Origin of the sequence: Salinibacillus kushneri (assembly GCF_900111405.1) — a bacterium.
GTDB classification, from domain to species: Bacteria; Bacillota; Bacilli; order Bacillales; family Alkalibacillaceae; genus Salinibacillus; species Salinibacillus kushneri.
In genome coordinates this window covers 353,735-373,582 of record NZ_FOHJ01000003.1, presented here as the reverse complement: position 1 = coordinate 373,582, position 19,848 = coordinate 353,735, and the positions used below count along the sequence as shown (strand labels likewise).

General features: G+C 39.4%; 19 protein-coding genes. 1 reads left to right on the top strand and 18 read right to left on the bottom strand.

Annotated features, from left to right (window positions below; all coding sequences use genetic code 11):
- Positions 1–277: 277 nt before the first annotated feature.
- Positions 278–1,933 (top strand): SLC13 family permease, encoded by a 1,656-nt coding sequence (locus BMX63_RS06465; protein WP_093133138.1) that lies wholly within the window; start codon positions 278–280, stop codon positions 1,931–1,933.
- Between the two features lie 83 nt (positions 1,934–2,016).
- Here BMX63_RS06465 and BMX63_RS06460 read toward each other — a convergent pair whose 3' ends face one another.
- The 18 genes from BMX63_RS06460 to BMX63_RS17975 form a co-directional block, all read right to left on the bottom strand.
- Positions 2,017–3,201 carry an MFS transporter gene (locus BMX63_RS06460; protein WP_093133212.1) on the bottom strand — a complete coding sequence of 395 codons (1,185 nt, stop codon included), beginning with the start codon at positions 3,199–3,201 and terminating at the stop codon, positions 2,017–2,019.
- Positions 3,202–3,794: 593 nt separating this feature from the next.
- Positions 3,795–4,742 carry a stage II sporulation protein SpoIIQ gene (gene spoIIQ, locus BMX63_RS06455; RefSeq protein WP_093133136.1) on the bottom strand — a complete coding sequence of 316 codons (948 nt, stop codon included), beginning with the start codon at positions 4,740–4,742 and terminating at the stop codon, positions 3,795–3,797.
- A gap of 656 nt (positions 4,743–5,398) precedes the next feature.
- Positions 5,399–6,421: a stage II sporulation protein D gene (gene spoIID / locus BMX63_RS06450; RefSeq protein ID WP_245732739.1), complete on the bottom strand. Its 1,023-nt coding sequence runs from the start codon at positions 6,419–6,421 to the stop codon at positions 5,399–5,401.
- A gap of 169 nt (positions 6,422–6,590) precedes the next feature.
- Positions 6,591–7,907 (bottom strand): UDP-N-acetylglucosamine 1-carboxyvinyltransferase, encoded by a 1,317-nt coding sequence (murA, locus tag BMX63_RS06445; RefSeq protein ID WP_093133134.1) that lies wholly within the window; start codon positions 7,905–7,907, stop codon positions 6,591–6,593.
- Positions 7,908–7,940: 33 nt separating this feature from the next.
- The gene (locus BMX63_RS06440) at positions 7,941–8,669 is read right to left on the bottom strand and encodes a YwmB family TATA-box binding protein (RefSeq protein ID WP_177167211.1); all 729 of its coding nucleotides are present in this window, start codon (positions 8,667–8,669) and stop codon (positions 7,941–7,943) included.
- A gap of 107 nt (positions 8,670–8,776) precedes the next feature.
- The gene (locus BMX63_RS06435) at positions 8,777–9,007 is read right to left on the bottom strand and encodes a DUF1146 family protein (RefSeq protein WP_245732738.1); all 231 of its coding nucleotides are present in this window, start codon (positions 9,005–9,007) and stop codon (positions 8,777–8,779) included.
- 70 nt (positions 9,008–9,077) lie between these two features.
- Positions 9,078–10,547, bottom strand: coding sequence for an NADH-quinone oxidoreductase subunit NuoN (gene nuoN / locus BMX63_RS06430; protein WP_093133129.1), 1,470 nt, complete (start codon positions 10,545–10,547; stop codon positions 9,078–9,080).
- 3 nt (positions 10,548–10,550) lie between these two features.
- A complete protein-coding gene (locus BMX63_RS06425) occupies positions 10,551–12,026 on the bottom strand; it encodes a complex I subunit 4 family protein (RefSeq protein ID WP_093133127.1) in 1,476 nt (491 codons plus the stop codon).
- 3 nt (positions 12,027–12,029) lie between these two features.
- A complete protein-coding gene (gene nuoL / locus BMX63_RS06420) occupies positions 12,030–13,892 on the bottom strand; it encodes an NADH-quinone oxidoreductase subunit L (protein ID WP_093133125.1) in 1,863 nt (620 codons plus the stop codon).
- 47 nt (positions 13,893–13,939) lie between these two features.
- Positions 13,940–14,254 (bottom strand): NADH-quinone oxidoreductase subunit NuoK, encoded by a 315-nt coding sequence (gene nuoK, locus BMX63_RS06415; protein WP_093133123.1) that lies wholly within the window; start codon positions 14,252–14,254, stop codon positions 13,940–13,942.
- A complete protein-coding gene (locus tag BMX63_RS06410) occupies positions 14,251–14,757 on the bottom strand; it encodes an NADH-quinone oxidoreductase subunit J (RefSeq protein ID WP_093133121.1) in 507 nt (168 codons plus the stop codon). Before BMX63_RS06410 ends, nuoK begins: the two co-directional genes overlap by 4 nt.
- A 2-nt stretch (positions 14,758–14,759) precedes the next feature.
- Positions 14,760–15,173: an NADH-quinone oxidoreductase subunit NuoI gene (gene nuoI, locus BMX63_RS06405; protein ID WP_093133119.1), complete on the bottom strand. Its 414-nt coding sequence runs from the start codon at positions 15,171–15,173 to the stop codon at positions 14,760–14,762.
- A 242-nt stretch (positions 15,174–15,415) separates the two neighbouring features.
- The gene (nuoH, locus tag BMX63_RS06400; protein ID WP_093133117.1) at positions 15,416–16,423 is read right to left on the bottom strand and encodes an NADH-quinone oxidoreductase subunit NuoH; all 1,008 of its coding nucleotides are present in this window, start codon (positions 16,421–16,423) and stop codon (positions 15,416–15,418) included.
- Complete coding sequence (locus BMX63_RS06395; RefSeq protein ID WP_093133115.1) at positions 16,423–17,523, bottom strand: NADH-quinone oxidoreductase subunit D; 1,101 nt, start codon at positions 17,521–17,523, stop codon at positions 16,423–16,425. Before BMX63_RS06395 ends, nuoH begins: the two co-directional genes overlap by 1 nt.
- 3 nt (positions 17,524–17,526) lie before the next feature.
- Positions 17,527–18,330: an NADH-quinone oxidoreductase subunit C gene (locus BMX63_RS06390; protein ID WP_093133113.1), complete on the bottom strand. Its 804-nt coding sequence runs from the start codon at positions 18,328–18,330 to the stop codon at positions 17,527–17,529.
- Positions 18,327–18,845, bottom strand: coding sequence for a NuoB/complex I 20 kDa subunit family protein (locus BMX63_RS06385; protein WP_093133111.1), 519 nt, complete (start codon positions 18,843–18,845; stop codon positions 18,327–18,329). Before BMX63_RS06385 ends, BMX63_RS06390 begins: the two co-directional genes overlap by 4 nt.
- Positions 18,836–19,210: an NADH-quinone oxidoreductase subunit A gene (locus tag BMX63_RS06380; protein ID WP_093133109.1), complete on the bottom strand. Its 375-nt coding sequence runs from the start codon at positions 19,208–19,210 to the stop codon at positions 18,836–18,838. The genes BMX63_RS06385 and BMX63_RS06380 overlap by 10 nt, the downstream gene beginning before the upstream one ends.
- 448 nt (positions 19,211–19,658) lie before the next feature.
- On the bottom strand, positions 19,659–19,802 hold the full coding sequence (locus BMX63_RS17975) for a hypothetical protein (protein WP_177167210.1): 144 nt from the start codon (positions 19,800–19,802) through the stop codon (positions 19,659–19,661).
- Between the last annotated feature and the right edge of the window lie 46 nt (positions 19,803–19,848).

Below are 19,848 nucleotides of genomic sequence, written 5' to 3'. Positions count from 1 at the left end.
GACGAGAATATGCTTAAAATTCAAGTGGGACAAGGTGTTTGTTGGATTTTAAAGAGGGAATGGATTAACCTGGGTGGCGTTTTCACCTGTGGTTTCGTTATGGGAGTGAAGGTGCGGCCATGGAAATGGTGATTGGACATGTTGGTTGAAATGGAATCTTTTATTTTTAGGTTTAAAATCTCTTTAAAAAATTACTATTTTTTGATAACGTTTACAATAATAGTTACAAATTTTTTAAATTTAAAGAATACTAGTCTTTCAACAAGGAGATGTTTTTATGATCGTAGCTACTTGGAATTGGTTATGGGAAAAGCATAATCAGGCAAAGGAAATGTTGCGTTTTTTCGTTCAGCCTAATTCATCCGAAATGGGTTCTGAAAGTACAAATCCTAACACCCTAAGTGGAAGTCATAATAATGGAAATGGAGAAGGGAATAGGTCATTTAAACCAGCACAAATCATTGGACTAGTCCTGGGCCCTGTTCTTTTTATTTTAACCATTTTATTTTTTCATCCACAGGGACTGCCAGACGCCGGAAATGCTGTGCTGGCCTGTACACTATGGATTGCCGTCTGGTGGATAACTGAAGCCGTTCCTATTCCCGTTACATCCTTACTCCCCATCATCCTTTTTCCATTAACTGGCGGTTTAGATGTTGATACAACCACATCTTCTTATGGTGATGATACCATTTTTCTATTTATGGGCGGGTTCATGATTGCCTTAGCCATGGAAAAATGGAATCTTCATAAACGAATGGCCCTATCGATTATTTCAGTTATTGGTACGAATGCAGAGCGAATCGTTCTTGGATTTATGGTGGCGACTGGATTTTTATCCATGTGGATTTCCAATACAGCCACTGCGATGATGATGGTTCCCATTGGGCTTGCCATCATTTATCAAGTATCTGATCAGTTAAAACATGAGGATTCCATCGATACATCCAAAGAAAACTTTGGATTTGGTAAAGCACTTATGCTGGGTATTGCTTACTCCGCTTCTGTAGGGGGAATTGCTACTTTAATTGGCACCCCGCCAAATACTGCATTAGCAGGCGCGATTAGCAACATGTATGGGATCGAGCTATCGTTTGCAGAATGGATGCTTTTTGGTGTACCAATCGCATGGCTCTTTATTTTTATCATTTGGTTTTATCTCGTGAAAGTATCTTATCCTTTAAAAATCAAACAACTGCCTGGTGGAAGACAAGTCATTCAAGATGAAAAAAAGAAATTAGGAAGTGCATCCTTTGAAGAAAAATGGGTTTTGGTTGTATTTGTCCTGGCAGCTTTATCATGGATTAGTCGTTCTTTTGTTCTGACTGAAATTAATGAAAATATTAACGATGCCATTATTGCCATGACTGCCGCCGTTATTCTTTTCATTATTCCATCCAAAAATCAAAAAGGTGACCATCTGCTAGACTGGGATACAGCGGTTAAACTTCCATGGGGAATTCTATTATTATTTGGTGGAGGTCTCGCTATTGCAAGTGGATTCAGTGGTTCCGGACTTTCTGAATGGATTGGAAATCAATTAAGCGTTCTGGAAGGCGTGAATATCTTTATCATATTACTTGCCGTAACGGCCATGGTTATTTTCCTAACCGAAGTGACATCAAATACAGCAACCGCCAATATGATGTATCCAATTATGGCATCACTCGCTGTTGCATTAGGTATTCATCCCTATGCGGTTATGGTGGCAGCAGGGGTTGCAGCTTCAAGTGCATTCATGCTGCCTGTTGCCACACCTCCAAATGCTGTCGTGTTTGGTTCAGGTTATTTGCGGATTCCAGATATGGCGAAAGCTGGTGTTGGTCTGAACATCATCGGTATAGTGATTGTTTCACTCGCTATTTACTACTGGCTCCCTGTCGCTTGGGGAATTGATTTATCCGAAATCCCGCAAATAATGCAGCATAACTAAAATGAAGCTGCACCTCAATGTCTGAGTTATTTAGTCCATTGAGGTTGCAGCTTTTTCACATAGTTACAAGTCTATTTATCATGTTACTTATTTTTCTTATATAAAACCATAATGATGATATAAATAACTGGGATGAACCCTAGTGTAATAATTAGTCCCTGCCAGCCCAAACCATTCCACAACGGTCCAATCGCAGAGCTGCCTAAAGAAACACCGATATAATAGGATACAAGATATAGACTGGAAGCACTTCCTTTATGATGACTTACCTCCATTCCTACTGATGAGGCGGTTAGCGAATGGGCAGTAAAAAATCCGAGACAGGTTACACAAAGTCCAATCATTATAATCCAAAGAGATGGAAACAGTGTCATTAGTGCCCCTAAAGTCATAACGATAATCCCGATTTGACGGATGACAACAAGCCCAAAGCGCCCCGCAAGCCATCCGGCAATGGGAGAACCTATAACCCCAAATCCATAGGCTAAAAACATATACGATATGGCTTCTAAAGATAGTGTAAATGGGGGGGCCTCCATATAGAAGGGCAAATATGTCCATATCCCGGTAAAAGAAAGCTGCAAAACAACCCCTATACCACAAATGAATAACAACCCTGGATTTTTGAAATGATAGAAAAATCCCTTCATATCCTCTGAAAAGGTTGCTTTACTCGGAGTAAAAAAACGGGAATCAGGAAGCATGAATAATACCGCTAATAAAACGATAAAACCAACAGCCCCTAATATGTAAAAAGCATTTTCCCAGGAAACATGATCGGAAAGATAACCCGTCATTACACGTCCCACCATGCCTCCAAGTGCATTACTGGAAATATACAGGGCAGTAGCTACAGGAAGACTGCTTTTATCAATCTCTTCCATGAGATATGCAAGAGCAGCAGCAGGAAGCCCCGCTAATGCAAATCCTTGCATAAGACGTAAAATCAGCAATAAAAGAAACGAATGGGATAATGGCATGATAATAAACGGAATGGCTGCTCCCGCTAATGATAGTTTAATAAAACTCGTTCGACCGTTACGATCTGATAAAAATCCAAGTACAATCAATCCTATAATTAGGCCAATAATCGTCAATGATAAGGAAAGAGTTGAAACGGATACAGAGACATTGAATTCTTTTACAAATAAAGGTAAAAGTGGTTGGGTTGCATACATTCCGGCAAATACAAAAAAAGACGCCAGTGCCAGACTAATAGTAATTCGCCAAAAATAACCATCCTTCATAGAATATGCATGTTCTTCGATTTCATTTACCTGCAATTCATCAACCCCAATCCATCCTTAACTCAGAAGTAAAATTTTTTATTGTCCATAAATTACTGTTGTCATTATACATAATGGTGAAAGACGAATTTATCACCATATAGATTATATTCAAGATTGTTTTACCATTGTTTGGTTGCTTTTCTCCGCCACAGGTGAAATAAACTACGCTTTCCGCAGGAGTCTACGTGTATTTCACCAGCTTGTATAGCATCCTATAAAATAAATTCACTTTTTAAAAATGGAAACAGCCCTATTCAAAAAGGAAATCGTGTATCTTGTTTTTCTATAAGTAGCTATTTTTTAACAATCACATTCGGACGATCTTGGCATCAAAATATAGTTTATCATTTTTTAATACTAGAACAAAAGCGGGAAATGCTCGATTTTAGTGATGTACGGAGGTGAAAGAAGTTCTGCTAGTCTCTGGGGATTGATTGGAGGTCTGACGAAGGGCCATTCCTGAAATTTCATCCATAAAAGCTTTCCCTTTATCATGTCCTATACCAAAAAAAAGACTGCCTCCCCCTTATATTCTTTACAAAGGGGACTGGAGACAGTCTTTCTTTCATAGATTATGCAGTTGCAGAGGATGCGGAAGATTCAGGTTGTACATCAGTAGAGTTATCCTCTTCGTCTGTACTGTTTCCATCATCTTCTGTTCCATCTTGGTCATTGTTGTTATTTTCTTCTTGATCAGATGTTTCATCACTGGATCCTTCATCTTCTGATGATTCATCCTCAGTTGCTCCATCTTCTGTTGCTTCATCTTCGGTTGCTTCATCCTCTTCTGTTCCATCTGCACCGTCTGAAGGAAGTTTAATGTCACTTAAAGATTTGTTGAAATACTCTTCCGGATTTACCCGGGTTCCATCTTTACGCAATTCAAAATGTACATGAATACCATTTGCTTGTCCATATAGGTTTTGACCAGCAGTACCTAAAACATCACCTTGTTCAACCTCTGCACCAGAATCCACTGTAACTTCTTCTAAACTAGCATAGTTTGTTGTTACACCATTTTCATGTGTTAACTCAACGACCATACCAAGTAGTGGATCTTCTTTAACATCGGTCACCTTTCCACTCAATGCTGCTGTTACATCAAATGGTTCTTCATTCGATGATGCGATATCAATTCCTTTACTTTGGTAATACTTATTATTGTAAAGGACGAGTGCCTGCTTTTGCTCTTTTTCTGATGCATTGTAGTCATAAAACTTTGTTACAATCTCCGTTTCATCTGCATTTGCTACAGGCATCATAACTTTTTCATCTTGCTCTATAACTGGAATTGAATCGCCCTCAGGACGTTCACCAACCTGATCTGTTTTATCTGAATCAAGTTCAGTCTGATCCTGGGATTCCTCTGGTAAATCAATCGCTGTATTTTGATACCAGATGACACCAGTTAAAATCAATGCTGCAAAAGTTAAATAAACTGCTGGATAAAACCACTTTTTGCGTACTAACTTCCTCCATGCTGAATTTTTAGAGTTAGGCTTTTTACCTTCCTCATTCATTTTATCACCACCTCAGCAACCATTCTGAGCAGAATGAGCAAGATATATACCTCATTTTTTAAATTTTTTGGACTTATTTTTCGACAATGCAGCTTTTTTTATGCATTTTTTATGGAAAAGTTTATATATATTTTTGGATAATGGCTTCAGACCGAGCATTTTTTATACCTTTTGAGATAAGGGAAGTACTGTTATAGGTCGGGTAGTATTCCAAATTTTAATGATGAAGTGGAATAAGATATTTCGTCCCCTTTGTGTGTCCCACCTTTTCATATTTTAAGGCAGCCAGCATTTTAGATGCAGTAGATGGGCTGGAGATAGAGAAAAAATCACGGAACTGCTGATTGGTTATAGTGGGGGGTGAAAAGCAGGGTATAATCCTGAAGAGATTCCAGGTGTGATTTTTTTGAGGTGCATCCACACTTATGGCCAATCCATTTACCATTTATCCGGTCAACAGACAATGCTGAGCATCTCGGACAACGTGTACCCTTAATAATTTCTGATTCAGATATTGAGTACAATTTTAAAAGGTTTTGGTTTTTAGGTGTATGCTCTTTTAACAGAAGGTCAGACATACTGCGAATTTGTTTCCGCCACCTCAAGATCTACTCCATCCGCATGCGCTAACAAAAAACGGACCCTCTAGTGGTCCGTTAATTTTTAAGTACCGTAACGCGTTCAGCATTTGACTTAATTTTGGAAATAGACGTATCTTTATAGTAATGTTTGATAATATCTTTGTAAGAATGACCTTCCTTTGCCATACCATTTGCGCCGTATTGGCTCATTCCAACCCCGTGACCGTTTCCTTTAGTTGTGAAAATGAGATGTTGATTTTTTTGCTCGACTTTAAAGTCACTCGATTGTAGCTTCAGAGCCTCACGAATTTCACGACCGGTAAATTGTTTACCTGCAATGTTCATGGTTTCAACTCGGTTGCTGCTTGTTCGTTTTATTTCTCCTAAAACCGGATTCGAGTCAAAATTAATGCCAAGCGCCTTTTCCGCTTCAGAAATGGTTACAATTTTTTGATCTCTAAACTTAGGTGACTGCTGGTCCCACGGACTTTCCACACTAACTAAGTAAGGAACTGGATTTTGCCAATAATCCTCGGCATTTTCGGTATAACCATTGCTTGTGGAGAAAAAGGATGGGGTGATGGGCTGCTCTTTATAAGTAATAATCTGTCCTTTAGTCGCAGCGACAGCTTTCTTGATTTTCTCCATTTTCCAGGAAAAATCTCCTCCCCATATCTTCTTCAGTTCTTCCTCACTTTTATATACCTGATGTTGAACGGTGTCTGTGATGGGATCTTGTTTTTCATCCCCTTCTTCATTAAGAACATATTTTACAATGTATGTTCTCGCTGCAAGTGATTGGGCTTTTAAAGCCTCTAACTCAAATTCAGCAGGCATTTCGGAGGCTACAACTCCAGCAACATATTGTTCCAATGGCACATCATCAACGGATTGTTCCTGTGACCGAAAAACAGACACGACATAGGAGTCTTCTTCCGCTTTCTTTTTATCTGGTAAATCTTCTGCTGTGGCGTTTTCTAATTGATAGTCTTCATTCGTTCCTGCTCCGATAAAGGGTGTAACAATAGCTGTGGGAATAATGACAACGATAGCGACAAGGACAAGTACTACGAATATACTCACCTTTTTCAAGTTCAATGCAAAACGGCCTCCTTTCTCAATCTACTAAAATTTCTATTCGAAAGACCGTTTTGATAGAACTAAAAAATTGTGAACATACGTAAAACAAGCATTAAAAAAGCTCTAAGGAGATTCTATCTCTCCAAAGAGCTTTGCCATTTAATACAGGGACAATATTGCCCGGTCCCTATAGCGAGGTTATTTGATCTTCTGTTTCATTAATTACTTCTTCCTCTTCATCTGTGGTATCTTTTACACGGATGATGTCCGCCCCTAGTTGTTTTAGCTTAGCAACGATGTTTACATATCCACGATCCAAGTGTTTTAATTCGGTCACACGTGTATAACCGTCAGCTACTAATCCGGCAATGATTAGAGCTGCCGCCGCTCGTAAGTCGGTTGCAGAAACTTCTGCTCCCTGTAATTGGACAGGACCTTCAACGATTGCACTTCTACCTTCAATACGAATATTACCATTGATACGACCGAATTCTTCTACATGCATGAACCGGTTTTCAAAAACGGTTTCACTAATAACACTTGTTCCTTCTGCTTTCATGGCCAGTGTCATAATTTGTGCCTGCATATCAGTAGGAAAGCCTGGATATGGCAGGGTTTTTACATTGACAGCTTTAAGCTTTTCAGGACCTATGACACGTAAACCTTCTTCTTCCTCTTCAATGATGACCCCCATCTCTTCCAGCTTAGATATAGTAGAGGTCAAATGATCAGAAACCGCCCCTTTTAGATATACATTTCCGCGTGTGATCGCAGCTGCAACCATAAAAGTCCCAGCTTCAATACGGTCCGGAATTGTGGTGTGTTCCGTTCCTTTAAGCGTATCAACACCTTCAATTTTTATGGTTTCTGTTCCAGCACCAATCACTTTGCCACCCATTTTATTAAGGAAGTTAGCCAAATCTACAATTTCAGGCTCTCGAGCGCAGTTTTCTATAATGGTTTTACCATCAGCAAGAACCGCAGCCATCATAATATTTTCTGTGGCACCTACACTTGGAACATCTAAATAAATTTTTGCACCTTTTAAGCGATCTTCTGTATAAGCTTCCACAAAGCCATTTCCAACATGGACTTTGGCGCCCATTGCTTCAAACCCTTTTAAATGTTGATCTATAGGTCTCGAACCAATTGCACAGCCACCTGGCATTGCAACCTTAGCGTGGCCATAACGTGCTAAAAGGGGACCTAAAACAAGGACTGATGCTCGCATTTTCCTGACGTATTCTAATGGTGCTTCTGTTTTTAAAGGTCTTGCTGAATCTATAAAAAGTGTATGATCATGTGATAATACGTTTACATTCATGTTTCTAAGCACTTCGCTCATAGTTTCTACATCAGCAAGTGCGGGTACTTCATGTATCACACTTTTCCCTTCATTTGCCATTATACTTGCTGCAATGACAGGAAGAACAGCATTTTTCGCACCGGAAACTTTTACTGTGCCTTTCAGCTGCCTCCCACCACTTACGATGATTTTATCCAATACTTTCCCCTCCGCGTCCTCATTTTCACTATATTAATATTCAGTTACAAGGATTGGCGTTCCTATAATTACATTTGCGCCATGTGACAAACCATTACGTACAGCTATCTGTACGTTCATCTTTTCTTTCTGTGATATAGGTATTTCCTCTACTGTCCAATTGTGAATATATCCTGATACGGTGTCAAAATTTTCTTCATTTATTGTTTTTACCTTATCCATTTTCATAAAATCCTGAAAACTATCTACTAAATAATTACTTTTTATATTATCATTACTTTGTGCCCGCATACAAGTGAAAATAGTAGGGTTTTTGTCGAATAATCGCAAAACTTGTTGAGATAATGTATTTTTTACCTCTTTTTCGACTTCTTCATTCCACTTGTCTCCCTTTAATATATATTTAAATTCCGCTTCTGATGAATTTTTCTGACGCACTATTGATAACTGTTCGTTAAAGCCGGTCATTTTATTATGGTTATTTATCAATATTTTAATGGTTTGTTCATCTTCTATTTGGTGAGTAACTGACGCATTGGGGAATTGCGTGTCCAGAATATCATCTACGTTTTTTATATCTATATTCACTTTATCGCGCATTAAGATTTGCCATTCTGACACATGAAGCTGTTCAGTCTGAAAAAATGTATGAATGTCATTTAAAGACTGAAGATTATATGTGTTCTCCGCTTTAGGCGTGTTTACATGGAGATAAAACAAGAAGATTAATAGACTAATAGCTAGGATGGCTTTTTTTAACATAAGAAATCCCTCTCCCGTACTTTTTAGTTTCATTATGGGCAATTGAGAGAGGGTTTAAACATCGTGAAAATGATTTCGTTATAAAATGTTCAGCGTCTTATCTATGATTAAAATAAGTAAACTAAATCCTGCGCCCAGGATAAAATATCAAGAAAGAAATTACTGGCTGTTGTCCCTATCGTAATACATACAAGGATAAAAAGAATACGGGATTCCACGACTTTTCCCTTTTTGAAAAACTGCTCAATACGCAGTCCCTCTAACACTTTCCATGTAAGGACAAAAAATAAAATATGTGAAGCTAGACCTATTACAGCTGTCATTCCGATTGATTCCATGATTTCGTCCCTCCTAAGTCATCTCTATTTACTTTGCAACATAAAGGAGGCCGATGTCAATTCTATTGGTTCAGGAAAAGAAATTTAAAGCGATAAACGGAAAGATTCCTAACCCTATGGTACCAAGCACACAAAGGATTAAAGGCGTCCATTGCAACCCTGATATATTTGTAATTCGTTCCTCTTCTGGCTCGCGAATAAACATCTGGACGAAAATACTAAAGTAATAAATATAAGAGACCACAGTCATTAGAGCCATTATTCCTGCTAACAGATATTGAGCAGGGTTAGCGATTACAGCACCTATCAAGATATTCAGCTTTCCAATAAAACCAGCAGTTCCTGGTATTCCAGCCAAAGAGGCCAAAAAGATGGTCATAGCCACAGCCAAAAGCGGAGATTCTTTAAATAACCCTGAAAATATGGAAATATCCTCTGATTTTTTGGCCTGTTCCAATATATAAATAACCATGAATGCACCGATAGTCATAAAAACATAGGCTAAAAGATAAAACCAAATATTTTCTAAAGACATAGGTGTAAGGGAAACAAGCGGGATCAGGATATATCCAGCATGACCAATACTTGAATAAGCCAGGAGTCTCTTCATGTTTCGTTGACGAAGGGCCACAATATTTCCAATAACCATAGTTAAGATGGAAACTGTCGCCACAAATCCAAAAATCGCTTCAAATAACGCGTCATTTTCCGCTGCTACACCAATGGAATGGAATATATCCCAAAATAGTCGAATGATGATCATAAAACCTGCTGCTTTGGAAATCACACTTAAAAAGGCGCTGACAGGGGTGGCTGCTCCCTGGTACACATCCGGCGCCCACATATGAAAGGGAACGGTGGAAATTTTGAATCCCAGTCCGATAAAAAGAATGATAAAGCCTATGATAGCAACAGGTTCACCACTGCCGAGTGAACCAGACATTTCCCGGGAAATGTCGACAAGTTTGGTCGAACCAGATATCCCGTAGACATAACTCATGCCGAAAAGCGTAAAGGCTGTCGCAATTCCTCCGTTTATTACATATTTCATCGCACCCTCGTTTGAATGTAAGTTGTTTTTTCGCAATCCAACCATAATGTAAGAGGATATAGACAGTAGCTCCAACCCTACAAATAGGGTAATGATATCTCCACTGGAAGCCATCACCATCGTTCCTAATAGCGCAGCAAGTAATAAGTAAACATATTCCCCTCTGTCTTCTATTTCATGATTGGTTGTTCGTGAGAGAATCATAAGATAAATGAGAAACGAACCTAACAACAGGATGAATTTGAAGTAAAAGGAAAACGGATCAAATATATACGTGTCATAAAGAATCGAAACATCCTGATGGCCCGCTTGATTTCCTAAAAAGAGGATAGCTATGCCAATACTAATAACAGCAAGCCAAGGTAAATATTTTTTCCACCTTTCTCTTCCAAATAGATCCAAAAGGGACAGTAGAATGCCTGCAATCAAAATGGTGAACTCTGGTGTCATGATTCCCCATTCAAAGCTTTGTAACGTTTGTAAATCCATGACTTATCCCCCTATCCCTACAAGTATGGTTTCAAGCGTTTGCTGGATGGTGAGAGCTACCGAGTTCGGAAAAATACCTATTCCAATAATACATAGGAGTAAAATCGTTGCTGAAATCACTTCTTCTGTTCGTAAATCCTTAAGATTACCAAATGTATTTCGATAGCTTCCGAATGTCATATTCAGGATGGCTCTGAGGAAATAGACTACCGTCATTATTAATCCTAAGGTTCCAATTGCTCCGATTACAGGCATGGTTTTAAAGATTCCGAGAAAGACTGTAAATTCACTGACAAACCCGCTCATTCCGGGGAGTCCTAAACCAGCAAGTGCCGCGACCAGAAAATACCCTGCTAATAGTGGTGTTAAGCGAGCAAGACCACTTAACCGTTTTAAATGTGTCGTTTGTGTTCGTACAAGCAAAATGCCAACGAGTAAGAAGAATAACGCTGAGATTAAACCGTGGGATACAGCCTGGAAAATTGCTCCTTGTATCCCCGCTTCATTGAGAGCCGCCACCCCTAATAGGATTAGACCCATATGGGATATACTGGAATAAGCAAGAACGGCTCGCAGTTCCGTTTGACGAAAGGCTAAAAATGCGCCATATAACAAATTGATCAAACCTAGTATGGCTATAACAGGTGCTAAGATCTCAAAGCCTTCCGGAAAAAAGAAAACTCCGAATTTAATGAGCCCATAAGCCCCTATTTTTAATAAAACACCTGCGTGAATCATGACGAGCGCAGGCGGGGCATGCACGTGGACCTTCACCATCCATGAATGGAGCGGGAAAATTGGGAGTTTAACACCAAATGCAAGTAGTAAAGCAATGGCCATCCCTGCCTGAAAACGTTTTTGTTCTCCACCACTAAAAAAGTCGGCCACTACTGAAAAATTTGTATTTCCGACATTTATAAATATGACAGCTATCGCCAATAACAACAGCATAGAGCCCAAACCGTTATAAATAATATAACGAAAGGCTGCTTCCTCCCGGTCAGTTCCACCCCATTTCCCGATTAAAAAAAACATTGGAATTAATGTAATTTCGAAAAATACGAAGAAAAGGATGAGATTATGGGCAGAAAACACCCCGAGAGTTCCAATTTCTAAGAAGAGCATGAAGATAAAAAAGAGATTCAGGTCTTTGTTTACCATCCAGCGGGCTGATAGAATAGCCAGTAATGAAACAACTGTAGTTAATATAATTAACAGAACACTAAAACCATCTACAGCCAGCTCATAATCTAGCGTTAACGTTCGTTCAGCTACTTGAAATGTAATCCAGGAAACACGTTCTTCAAGTTGATTCCCTCCTTGAAAAAGGGCAAATACGAATATAGAAAGGAGCAATGGTATGAAGCTCGAGAGCAGTGCCAAAACATGAGTCCGCTGATTGTTATCTGAATTCCTCGTCATTAATAAAGCAAGAATTCCAATAGCAGGGGAAAAAACGAGTAATGACAATGTACCCATTGTTTAATATCCCCCCTTCAGAATGTAGATAGCGGTAAATAAAACCATTCCTAAAAACGCAACCGCAGCATAAGTCTGCGTTTGTCCGGTTTGGGTTTTTGAGCCTGACTTACTTAGTGTAGTAAGCATTTCTCGTATAAATGCTAGCAGGAACCCAACACCGTATCGTTCTACATAAACGAATATTTTGCCTACGCCTTTTGCACCCTTGACGAAGGATGTATGATAAAATTCGTCCATGAAAAATTTATTAGCCAATAGCTTGTAGGTGCCTGAAAAGGATGATTGTAGCGAGGTCTGATCAAAGGATTTCTTTACATAAATCATGTAGGCAAGGATGATTCCCCCAATGGAAATGATGGAAGCGATAAGCATCACTCCAATGGAGCTTCCATGATGTGTATTCGTCAACATTTGATTGTCACCTATCAGCCAATCTCCTAAATATGAGCCAAACCAGCTTGTATTGAAAAAACCGGAAAAGATAGAAAATACCGCTAAAATACTCATAGGAATTTTCATTGTTTTAGGAACCAATCCAATCTGATCTAAACGCTGTTTACTTTCGCCATGAAAGACAAGAAAGTACAAGCGGAACATGTACAGCGAAGTTAAAAAAGCCGCAACTAACGCTACAAGCCACAATCCATACTGACCATCAGCCCATACAGCAGATAAAATTTCTTCTTTACTGAAAAAGCCGGAAAAGAGCGGAAAACCGCTAATGGCTAAGGCACCAATAGCAAAGGTAATACTCGTTAACTTTAACCGCTGATGAAGGCCTCCCATTTGCTTAATATTTTGGGTATGAATAGCATGAATGACTACTCCTGCAGCTAGAAATAAAAGGGCTTTAAAGAATGCATGTGTAAATAAATGAAAAACACCTGCCGTATAGCCAAGCGTTCCCATAGCAAGCATCATAAAGCCAAGCTGGGAAATCGTTGAGTAGGCTAATACTTGTTTAATATCATTTTGTACAAGGCCAATCGATGCAGCATAAATAGCTGTAAAGCCTCCCACTACTGTGACGACCATGAGGGCTGTTGTACTTGCCATATAAAGCGGGTACATCACCGCGACGAGATAAACACCTGCTGCTACCATCGTGGCTGCGTGAATTAAAGCAGAGACCGGCGTTGGCCCTTCCATTGCATCAGGAAGCCACGTATGTAATGGGAATTGACCTGATTTTCCAATGGCTCCGATAAAAATAAGAATCGCTATCAGGGTAAGCATGCTCCCTTCCACGTCCCCGCCAGTTATAGCGGAGAAAATCGCTTCAAATTGCAGACTTCCAGTTTGCCAAAAGAGGAGAATTAATCCGATTAAAAGTCCCATATCCCCTACTCGAGTCATAATAAACGCCTTTTGGGCTGCGTTTTTGGCGCTATTTTTATAGTAATAAAAACCAATTAATAGAAATGAACCGAGCCCTACAAGCTCCCAGAACACATAAAACTGTAGTAAATTAGGAGATATGACAAGACCCAGCATTGCAGCTGTAAATAAACTTAAATAAGCAAAAAAAGTCGTCATCCGCTGATCTCTTTCCATGTAGCCCAGTGAGTAAATATGTATAAGTAAACTGATAAAGGCAACTAAAATTAGCATAAGACCATTTAAAGGATTAAGTAATGTTCCAAACGAAATCTGAATGGAACCAATGGTAATCCATTCCCACTCTTGTACAGCTGTTCCTGCATCAATAAGCTGAATAAATACAAGAACAGAAAGGATAAACGCCATTCCTGTTAAGCATATAGCCATATAACTACCTGTTTGATTTACTTTATCCCTAAGGATTGTCAGTAGTATAAAGGTCAGCAAAGGTAATGTTGGGATTAGCCATACGAACTCAATCATTTTTCCAAATCCCTTCCTTCTAGATTAAGAGTGTCTTAACCTATCAATCAGTCTTTCAATTCATCCACTTCATCAATATTGACACTGTTCTTATTGCGATACCAGGCAATTAATATCGCCATTCCAACTGCAACTTCAGCAGCAGCAATGGTAATAGAAAATAGTGAGAAAACTTGACCCGTAATATCAGGCTGTGCCCCGTATTTACTAAATGCCACCAAATTTAAGTTCACAGCGTTTAGCATCAGTTCAATACAAACTAAAACGATAATGGTGTTTCGCTTTGTTAACGCTCCAAAAAGACCCATACAAAACAAAATTAGCGCAAGAATGAGAAAGGGCTGTAGTGGCAGTGTACTCATTCATCATCCTCCTCCCTTTGTCTGGTTAGTACGACTGCCCCCATTAAGGCCACCAAAAGCACTATCGAGACCAGCTCAAAAGGTATTACGTAATGACTAAATATGCTTTCTCCGATTTTTTGCGTGTTGTCTATATGTAGTGAATCAGCTCCAGTTCCGAAATAAAGGTTTTTTATACCTGCATAGGTGGTAAAGAAAAAGATGATTACGCCAACCCCAACTAAAATGGCTCTCAGTCGGTTCGAGGATCTTTCCTCCTGGGCTTTATGATTGGTTAACATAATGCCAAAAGCAAGGATGATCGTAATCGCGCCAGAATAGATGAGAATTTGAACGACAGCGACAAATTCAGCAGATAGTAAAATATAGATTCCTGCTAAACTAACAAAGGTTAGCACAACAGATAATAGCATATGCACCACTTTTTTCAGGTTTATCATGAGGATTCCACCAAGGATGGCTGCACCTGAAAGAATTAAAAAGGCGAGCAGTTCCCCATTCATGGTTAATTCTCCTCTCGAATATGGGTATCATTCTCATCTAACCACCTGAGATCTTTGAAATGTTCATCCCTGGAATAATCCGCAAGCTCAAAATTATTGGTCATCACAATCGCTTCAGTAGGACATACCTCCGTACAAAGATCACAAAGAATACAGATTTCAAAATTAATATCATACGTTTCAATGATTTTTCCTTTACGATTCGGATCCGGATGTTTTTTCCCTGTTAACTGAATGCAATCAGTCGGGCAAATATTGACACACTGGTTACACACAATACATTTTTCCGGATAAAACTTTTGAATTCCCCGAAAACGGTCTGGCATCGGCATGGGTTCATCTGGATAAGAATAACTCACATTTTCTTTAGACATGTTACGTATGGTATAAGCTAAGCCCTTTGCTAAACCCTTCATTTTTACACCACCTTAAAATAGAGGTTATGGCTGGCAAAAACTATATTTTGAAGGCTGTTAAAAAGATTTTTTTATTTTATGAAGTATTGATGAAATTGATTAGCAGTTGAAATGCAGACTCCTGCAGAAAAAGTGCGCCTGGATGAGACCCCATAGTGCAAGCGCGGAGGCTCATCGGTCTCCCGGAAAGCGAAGTGACTTTCAACTGCGGTAGATAGAGTAACAATCTATGAAAAACAGCCTTAAAAAAACAACTCCTTAACTATAGCCGACAGAAAGATATTAGCCATTGCAGCTGGCAAAAGAATCTTCCAGCCAAATTCCATCAGCTGATCCGCTCTTAGACGTGGCCAGGTTGCGCGAATCCACATAAACATGTATACAACGATACTGAATTTAATAGCAAACCAGACGAAATCAGGGATAAAACCAAGTCCGGGAATCGGCTGCCAGCCACCTAAAAATAGAACCGTTATAAGTGCTGACATAGCAAATAAGTAGACATATTCAGCTAACATGAAAAAAGCAAAACGAAAGCCTGAATATTCTACGTGATAGCCGGCAATTAATTCAGACTCTGCTTCAGGTAAGTCAAATGGAATACGGTTAAGTTCAGCGGTTGCAGCTATGACAAAGATAATAAATCCAATGGGCTGTACCAATATATAAGGAACATATTGCTGCTGTTCTACAATTTCGATTAAATTCATACTGCCCGAAAACAAAACAACCCCCACTAATGACATCAGAAGCGGAATTTCATAGGAAATCATTTGAGCTGCTGACCGCATGCCTCCCATTAAGGCATACTTGTTATTTGAGGCCCACCCTGCTGTTAAAATCCCAATTGTTGTTAAACCTGAGACAGCTATAAAGTACAGAAGACCAACACCAAAATTAGCGAACACAACGGACTCCGTAAACGGTATAGCAGAAAGCACCATAAACGAAGGGACAAAAGCTATAATGGGCGCAAGCCAAAACAACGGACGATCTGCCTGTTTGGGTCGTGTGTCCTCCTTAATTAACAGCTTCAAAACATCAGCTACTGTTTGTAAAAGCCCAAATTTTCCCCCAGTACGATTAGGGCCATAACGTAATTGGATATATCCTAATACCTTTCTCTCTGCCAGTATTGCATAGGTTACAAACCCCAGCACAACAGACAGTAAGGGAAGGGAAATAAATATGTAAGTGAAAAAATTTGAGCTTGATGGCTCTGACGCCAATAACCCACTAACCCATTCCATTATCCATCCACCTCCCCCAGCACGATATCAACACCGCCTAAAATAGCGATTAAGTTAGCCATATTTTCCCCTTCCAATAATTTGGGAAGGATTTGCAGATTATAGAAGGAAGGCCTGCGAAACTTTAACCGATACGGGGTTTTCTTCCCTTCACTCGCAATGTAACAGCCAATTTCTCCACGGGGAGATTCAATTCGAACATAAACTTCGCCCTTTGGAGGTTTAATAATCCTTGGCACCTTACCCATGATTTTTCCATCCTCGGGAAACTGCTCTACAGCTTGTTCCAATATCTTAAGTGATTCAGCCATTTCAGCCATTCGACATTGATAGCGGGCCCAGGCATCTCCCGTTTCTCCCACAGGGATATCAAACTCGAAACGATGATATATGGAATAGGGCTCAGCTTTACGCAAATCATAAGCAATACCTGTACACCGGAGATTGGCTCCACTTAATGAATATTGAATCGCCTCCTCCTGCGTATATTGACCGACACCTTTTACCCGATTCAAAAAAATCTCATTCCCTGTAACGAATTCATGGTACCCATCGAGTTGTTCCCTCATATACGGTATAAATTCTCTTACTTTATCAATCCATCCCTCTGGAGCATCCCACTTCACTCCGCCAATTCGCATATAGTTAAAGGTTAGACGGGCACCACATAACTCATTTAATAAATTTATAATCATTTCCCTCTCGCGAAATGCATATAAAAATGGACTCGTCGTTCCAATGTCCATTAAGTACGTACCATACCAGACAAGATGGCTTGCAATGCGACCAAGCTCCATTGCGATGATACGCAAATATTCCGCACGTTCAGGAACTTCTAAATCCATAAGGGTCTCAACTGCGTGACAAATGACATAATTGTTGGTCATAGCGGAAAGGTAATCCATGCGATCTGTGTACGGAATAATTTGCGTATATTGCAGGTCCTCAGCTAATTTTTCCGTCCCCCTATGTAAATAGCCTATGACTGGTGTAGCTTCCTTAATGATTTCCCCATCAACTTTGACAACAAGCCGAAATACTCCGTGGGTACTAGGATGCTGTGGTCCGACATTTAACAGCATTTCTTCTGTACGAATCATAAGCTACACCTCCACATCATAAGGCTCATAGTCTTTTCGTAGTGGGTAACCTTCCCAGTCCTCTCCAAGTAAAATCCGCTTTAAATCAGGGTGATTTTCAAAGCTTATCCCTAACAGGTCATAGGCCTCATTTTCCGGCCAGCTTGCCCCCTTCCATAAAGGGGCGAGGGATGAAATTGCAGGATTTTCCCGGTCAAGCTTAACCTTTAAAGCTACGGATTGGTTTCGGCTCATGGAATATAAATAAGCATAAATTTCCATATGACTTTCATAATCAATTCCGTGGATGTCTGATAAAAAATGAAATTGCAGTTCTTCATGATCTCTAAGAAGTTTAGCAATAGAAAAGTAATATTTTGGAGTCGCGACAATGGTAGGAAGTTCTTTTGATGAACGGTTCACAAACGCATCATCAATTGCATCTTTACTGAGGTTCTTGTTTATGATTTTTACATAGTGGTCTAAAATAGGCTGGTTTGGTGATGGTTCTTTCTTTTCTGGAGGCTGGTCTTTTTTCGTGTGCTTTTTTCGTGGTCGTTTTGTATGTTCAGATTTAGGCTTATCTGACTTTGATTTTTCTGTTTGGGATTGCTCTGTGGGAGATGGTTCAGATTTAGTATCCGTTGATCTTTCTTTTTTTGTGGAACTTTGCTGATCTGAAGGCGTGGTTATTTTTTCTGGCGACTCTTCATTCAATGGATTATCGGCAGGTTGCTCCTTAGCCTCTTCTATATTATCCTTTGCTTTTGGATCTACTGTATCTTTTTCCTGGTTTTGATTTGATTGATGGTCCTGTTCTTCTGTCATGTATTGGTCACCCGCTTTCCCGTTTTTGCTTCATAGCGGATTTTTTCCTGGAGTTTATTAATACCATAAATGAGTGCTGCTGGATTAGGTGGACAACCAGGTATATAAACATCAACGGGCACCACTTGATCGACGCCTTTTACTACCGAATAAGAGTAAAAATAAGGTCCTCCTGCTGTAGCACAGGAACCCATGGCAATTACCCATTTCGGTTCAGGCATTTGATCGTAAAGTCTACGAATAATCGGAGCCATTTTTTTCGTTACCGTTCCCGAAACGATCATACAATCGGAATGTCTTGGGGATGAGCGAAAAATCGATCCAAAGCGGTCTAAATCATAGTGAGACGCTCCGACTCCCATCATTTCAATGGCACAACAGGCTAAGCCAAATTGCACTGGCCAAAGTGAATTGCTGCGCGCCCAGGACTTAAGCTGCTCCAGGGTAATAAAAAACACATTACGGTGCATTTCATCCCGTTCTTGAGCTGTAATAGCCTCTAAATTCATGTCCATTTAAGCACTCCCTTTTTCCATGCATATACTAAACCGAGAAAGAGCACGACAATAAAGATTAACATTTCAATTAACGCAAAGATGCCCAAATGATCATAGGCAACAGCCCACGGATATAAAAAGACGGTTTCTACATCAAATAGAACAAACATTAAGGCAAACAAATAATAACGTACATTAAACCTAACACGTGCATCCTGAAAGGGCTCAACACCACTCTCATAGATTTTCATTTTGGCTTTTGTCGGTTCGTTCGGGCGCAAGAGTTTTCCTGCTGTTAAAGCCACTATTGGGAGCATGAATGCAATCACCATAAATACAACTATCATCGTATAGCTGTTTTGATAGACATGAAGAGAGTCCATAGCTTCACCTCTCTTGTTCTACTTTTCTAAATTATCAAACTATTTTGCAATCGCTTCCATTGTAGCATTATTAACTTATATTGTCGATAGTCCCACTTTTTCAGACATGTAGATTTATTATCATTGTATGAGTTATGTATGAGAGACATGCGGAAAAAATGTTGCAGGAACTTTACTTTGGAGGTCTTAAGATAAGATGGATTACTGGTATTTTATAGAACGTAAGGAAAAAGATAAATGTTCATGATTGCATGATTAAATGTCATTCTACAGGTTTAATACATTCTTTTCCGGTTAAATATAATTACTTCCAGAGTAGTAGTCTTCCCCATAGGATCAATCTTTTTGAGAATAGGTTTAATTATTTCAAAAACAGGACGAATTATTTTCAAAATACACTTAATTCCGGTAGTGAGCGGATTAATGATTAGATATTTATATTGAATTATTATTCAGTTTCAGGATGAATTCTCCTGCCCGAAGAATCAAATACTTCCTTTTCAATCAAAATTCCCGGTATTTCCACTTTTTCCTCGCCTAACAACTCAATCAATACCACCGCTACATCGCAATCCAATCCCTTACACCACAAAAAACCGGAACCCCTCTACCTATGGGGATTCCGGTTTTGTTTAGTA

What these genes read in the sequence shown, in the direction of transcription:
- BMX63_RS06465 (WP_093133138.1), top strand. Translation starts at nt 278, where the DNA reads ATGATCGTAGCTACTTGGAATTGGTTATGGGAAAAGCATAATCAGGCA.
- spoIIQ (WP_093133136.1), bottom strand. Translation starts at nt 4,742, where the DNA reads ATGAATGAGGAAGGTAAAAAGCCTAACTCTAAAAATTCAGCATGGAGG.
- BMX63_RS06440 (WP_177167211.1), bottom strand. Translation starts at nt 8,669, where the DNA reads ATGTTAAAAAAAGCCATCCTAGCTATTAGTCTATTAATCTTCTTGTTT.
- BMX63_RS06435 (WP_245732738.1), bottom strand. Translation starts at nt 9,007, where the DNA reads ATGGAATCAATCGGAATGACAGCTGTAATAGGTCTAGCTTCACATATT.
- nuoN (WP_093133129.1), bottom strand. Translation starts at nt 10,547, where the DNA reads ATGGATTTACAAACGTTACAAAGCTTTGAATGGGGAATCATGACACCA.
- BMX63_RS06425 (WP_093133127.1), bottom strand. Translation starts at nt 12,026, where the DNA reads ATGGGTACATTGTCATTACTCGTTTTTTCCCCTGCTATTGGAATTCTT.
- nuoL (WP_093133125.1), bottom strand. Translation starts at nt 13,892, where the DNA reads ATGATTGAGTTCGTATGGCTAATCCCAACATTACCTTTGCTGACCTTT.
- nuoK (WP_093133123.1), bottom strand. Translation starts at nt 14,254, where the DNA reads ATGAGTACACTGCCACTACAGCCCTTTCTCATTCTTGCGCTAATTTTG.
- BMX63_RS06410 (WP_093133121.1), bottom strand. Translation starts at nt 14,757, where the DNA reads ATGAATGGGGAACTGCTCGCCTTTTTAATTCTTTCAGGTGCAGCCATC.
- nuoI (WP_093133119.1), bottom strand. Translation starts at nt 15,173, where the DNA reads ATGAAGGGTTTAGCAAAGGGCTTAGCTTATACCATACGTAACATGTCT.
- nuoH (WP_093133117.1), bottom strand. Translation starts at nt 16,423, where the DNA reads ATGGAATGGGTTAGTGGGTTATTGGCGTCAGAGCCATCAAGCTCAAAT.
- BMX63_RS06395 (WP_093133115.1), bottom strand. Translation starts at nt 17,523, where the DNA reads ATGATTCGTACAGAAGAAATGCTGTTAAATGTCGGACCACAGCATCCT.
- BMX63_RS06390 (WP_093133113.1), bottom strand. Translation starts at nt 18,330, where the DNA reads ATGACAGAAGAACAGGACCATCAATCAAATCAAAACCAGGAAAAAGAT.
- BMX63_RS06385 (WP_093133111.1), bottom strand. Translation starts at nt 18,845, where the DNA reads ATGGACATGAATTTAGAGGCTATTACAGCTCAAGAACGGGATGAAATG.
- BMX63_RS06380 (WP_093133109.1), bottom strand. Translation starts at nt 19,210, where the DNA reads ATGGACTCTCTTCATGTCTATCAAAACAGCTATACGATGATAGTTGTA.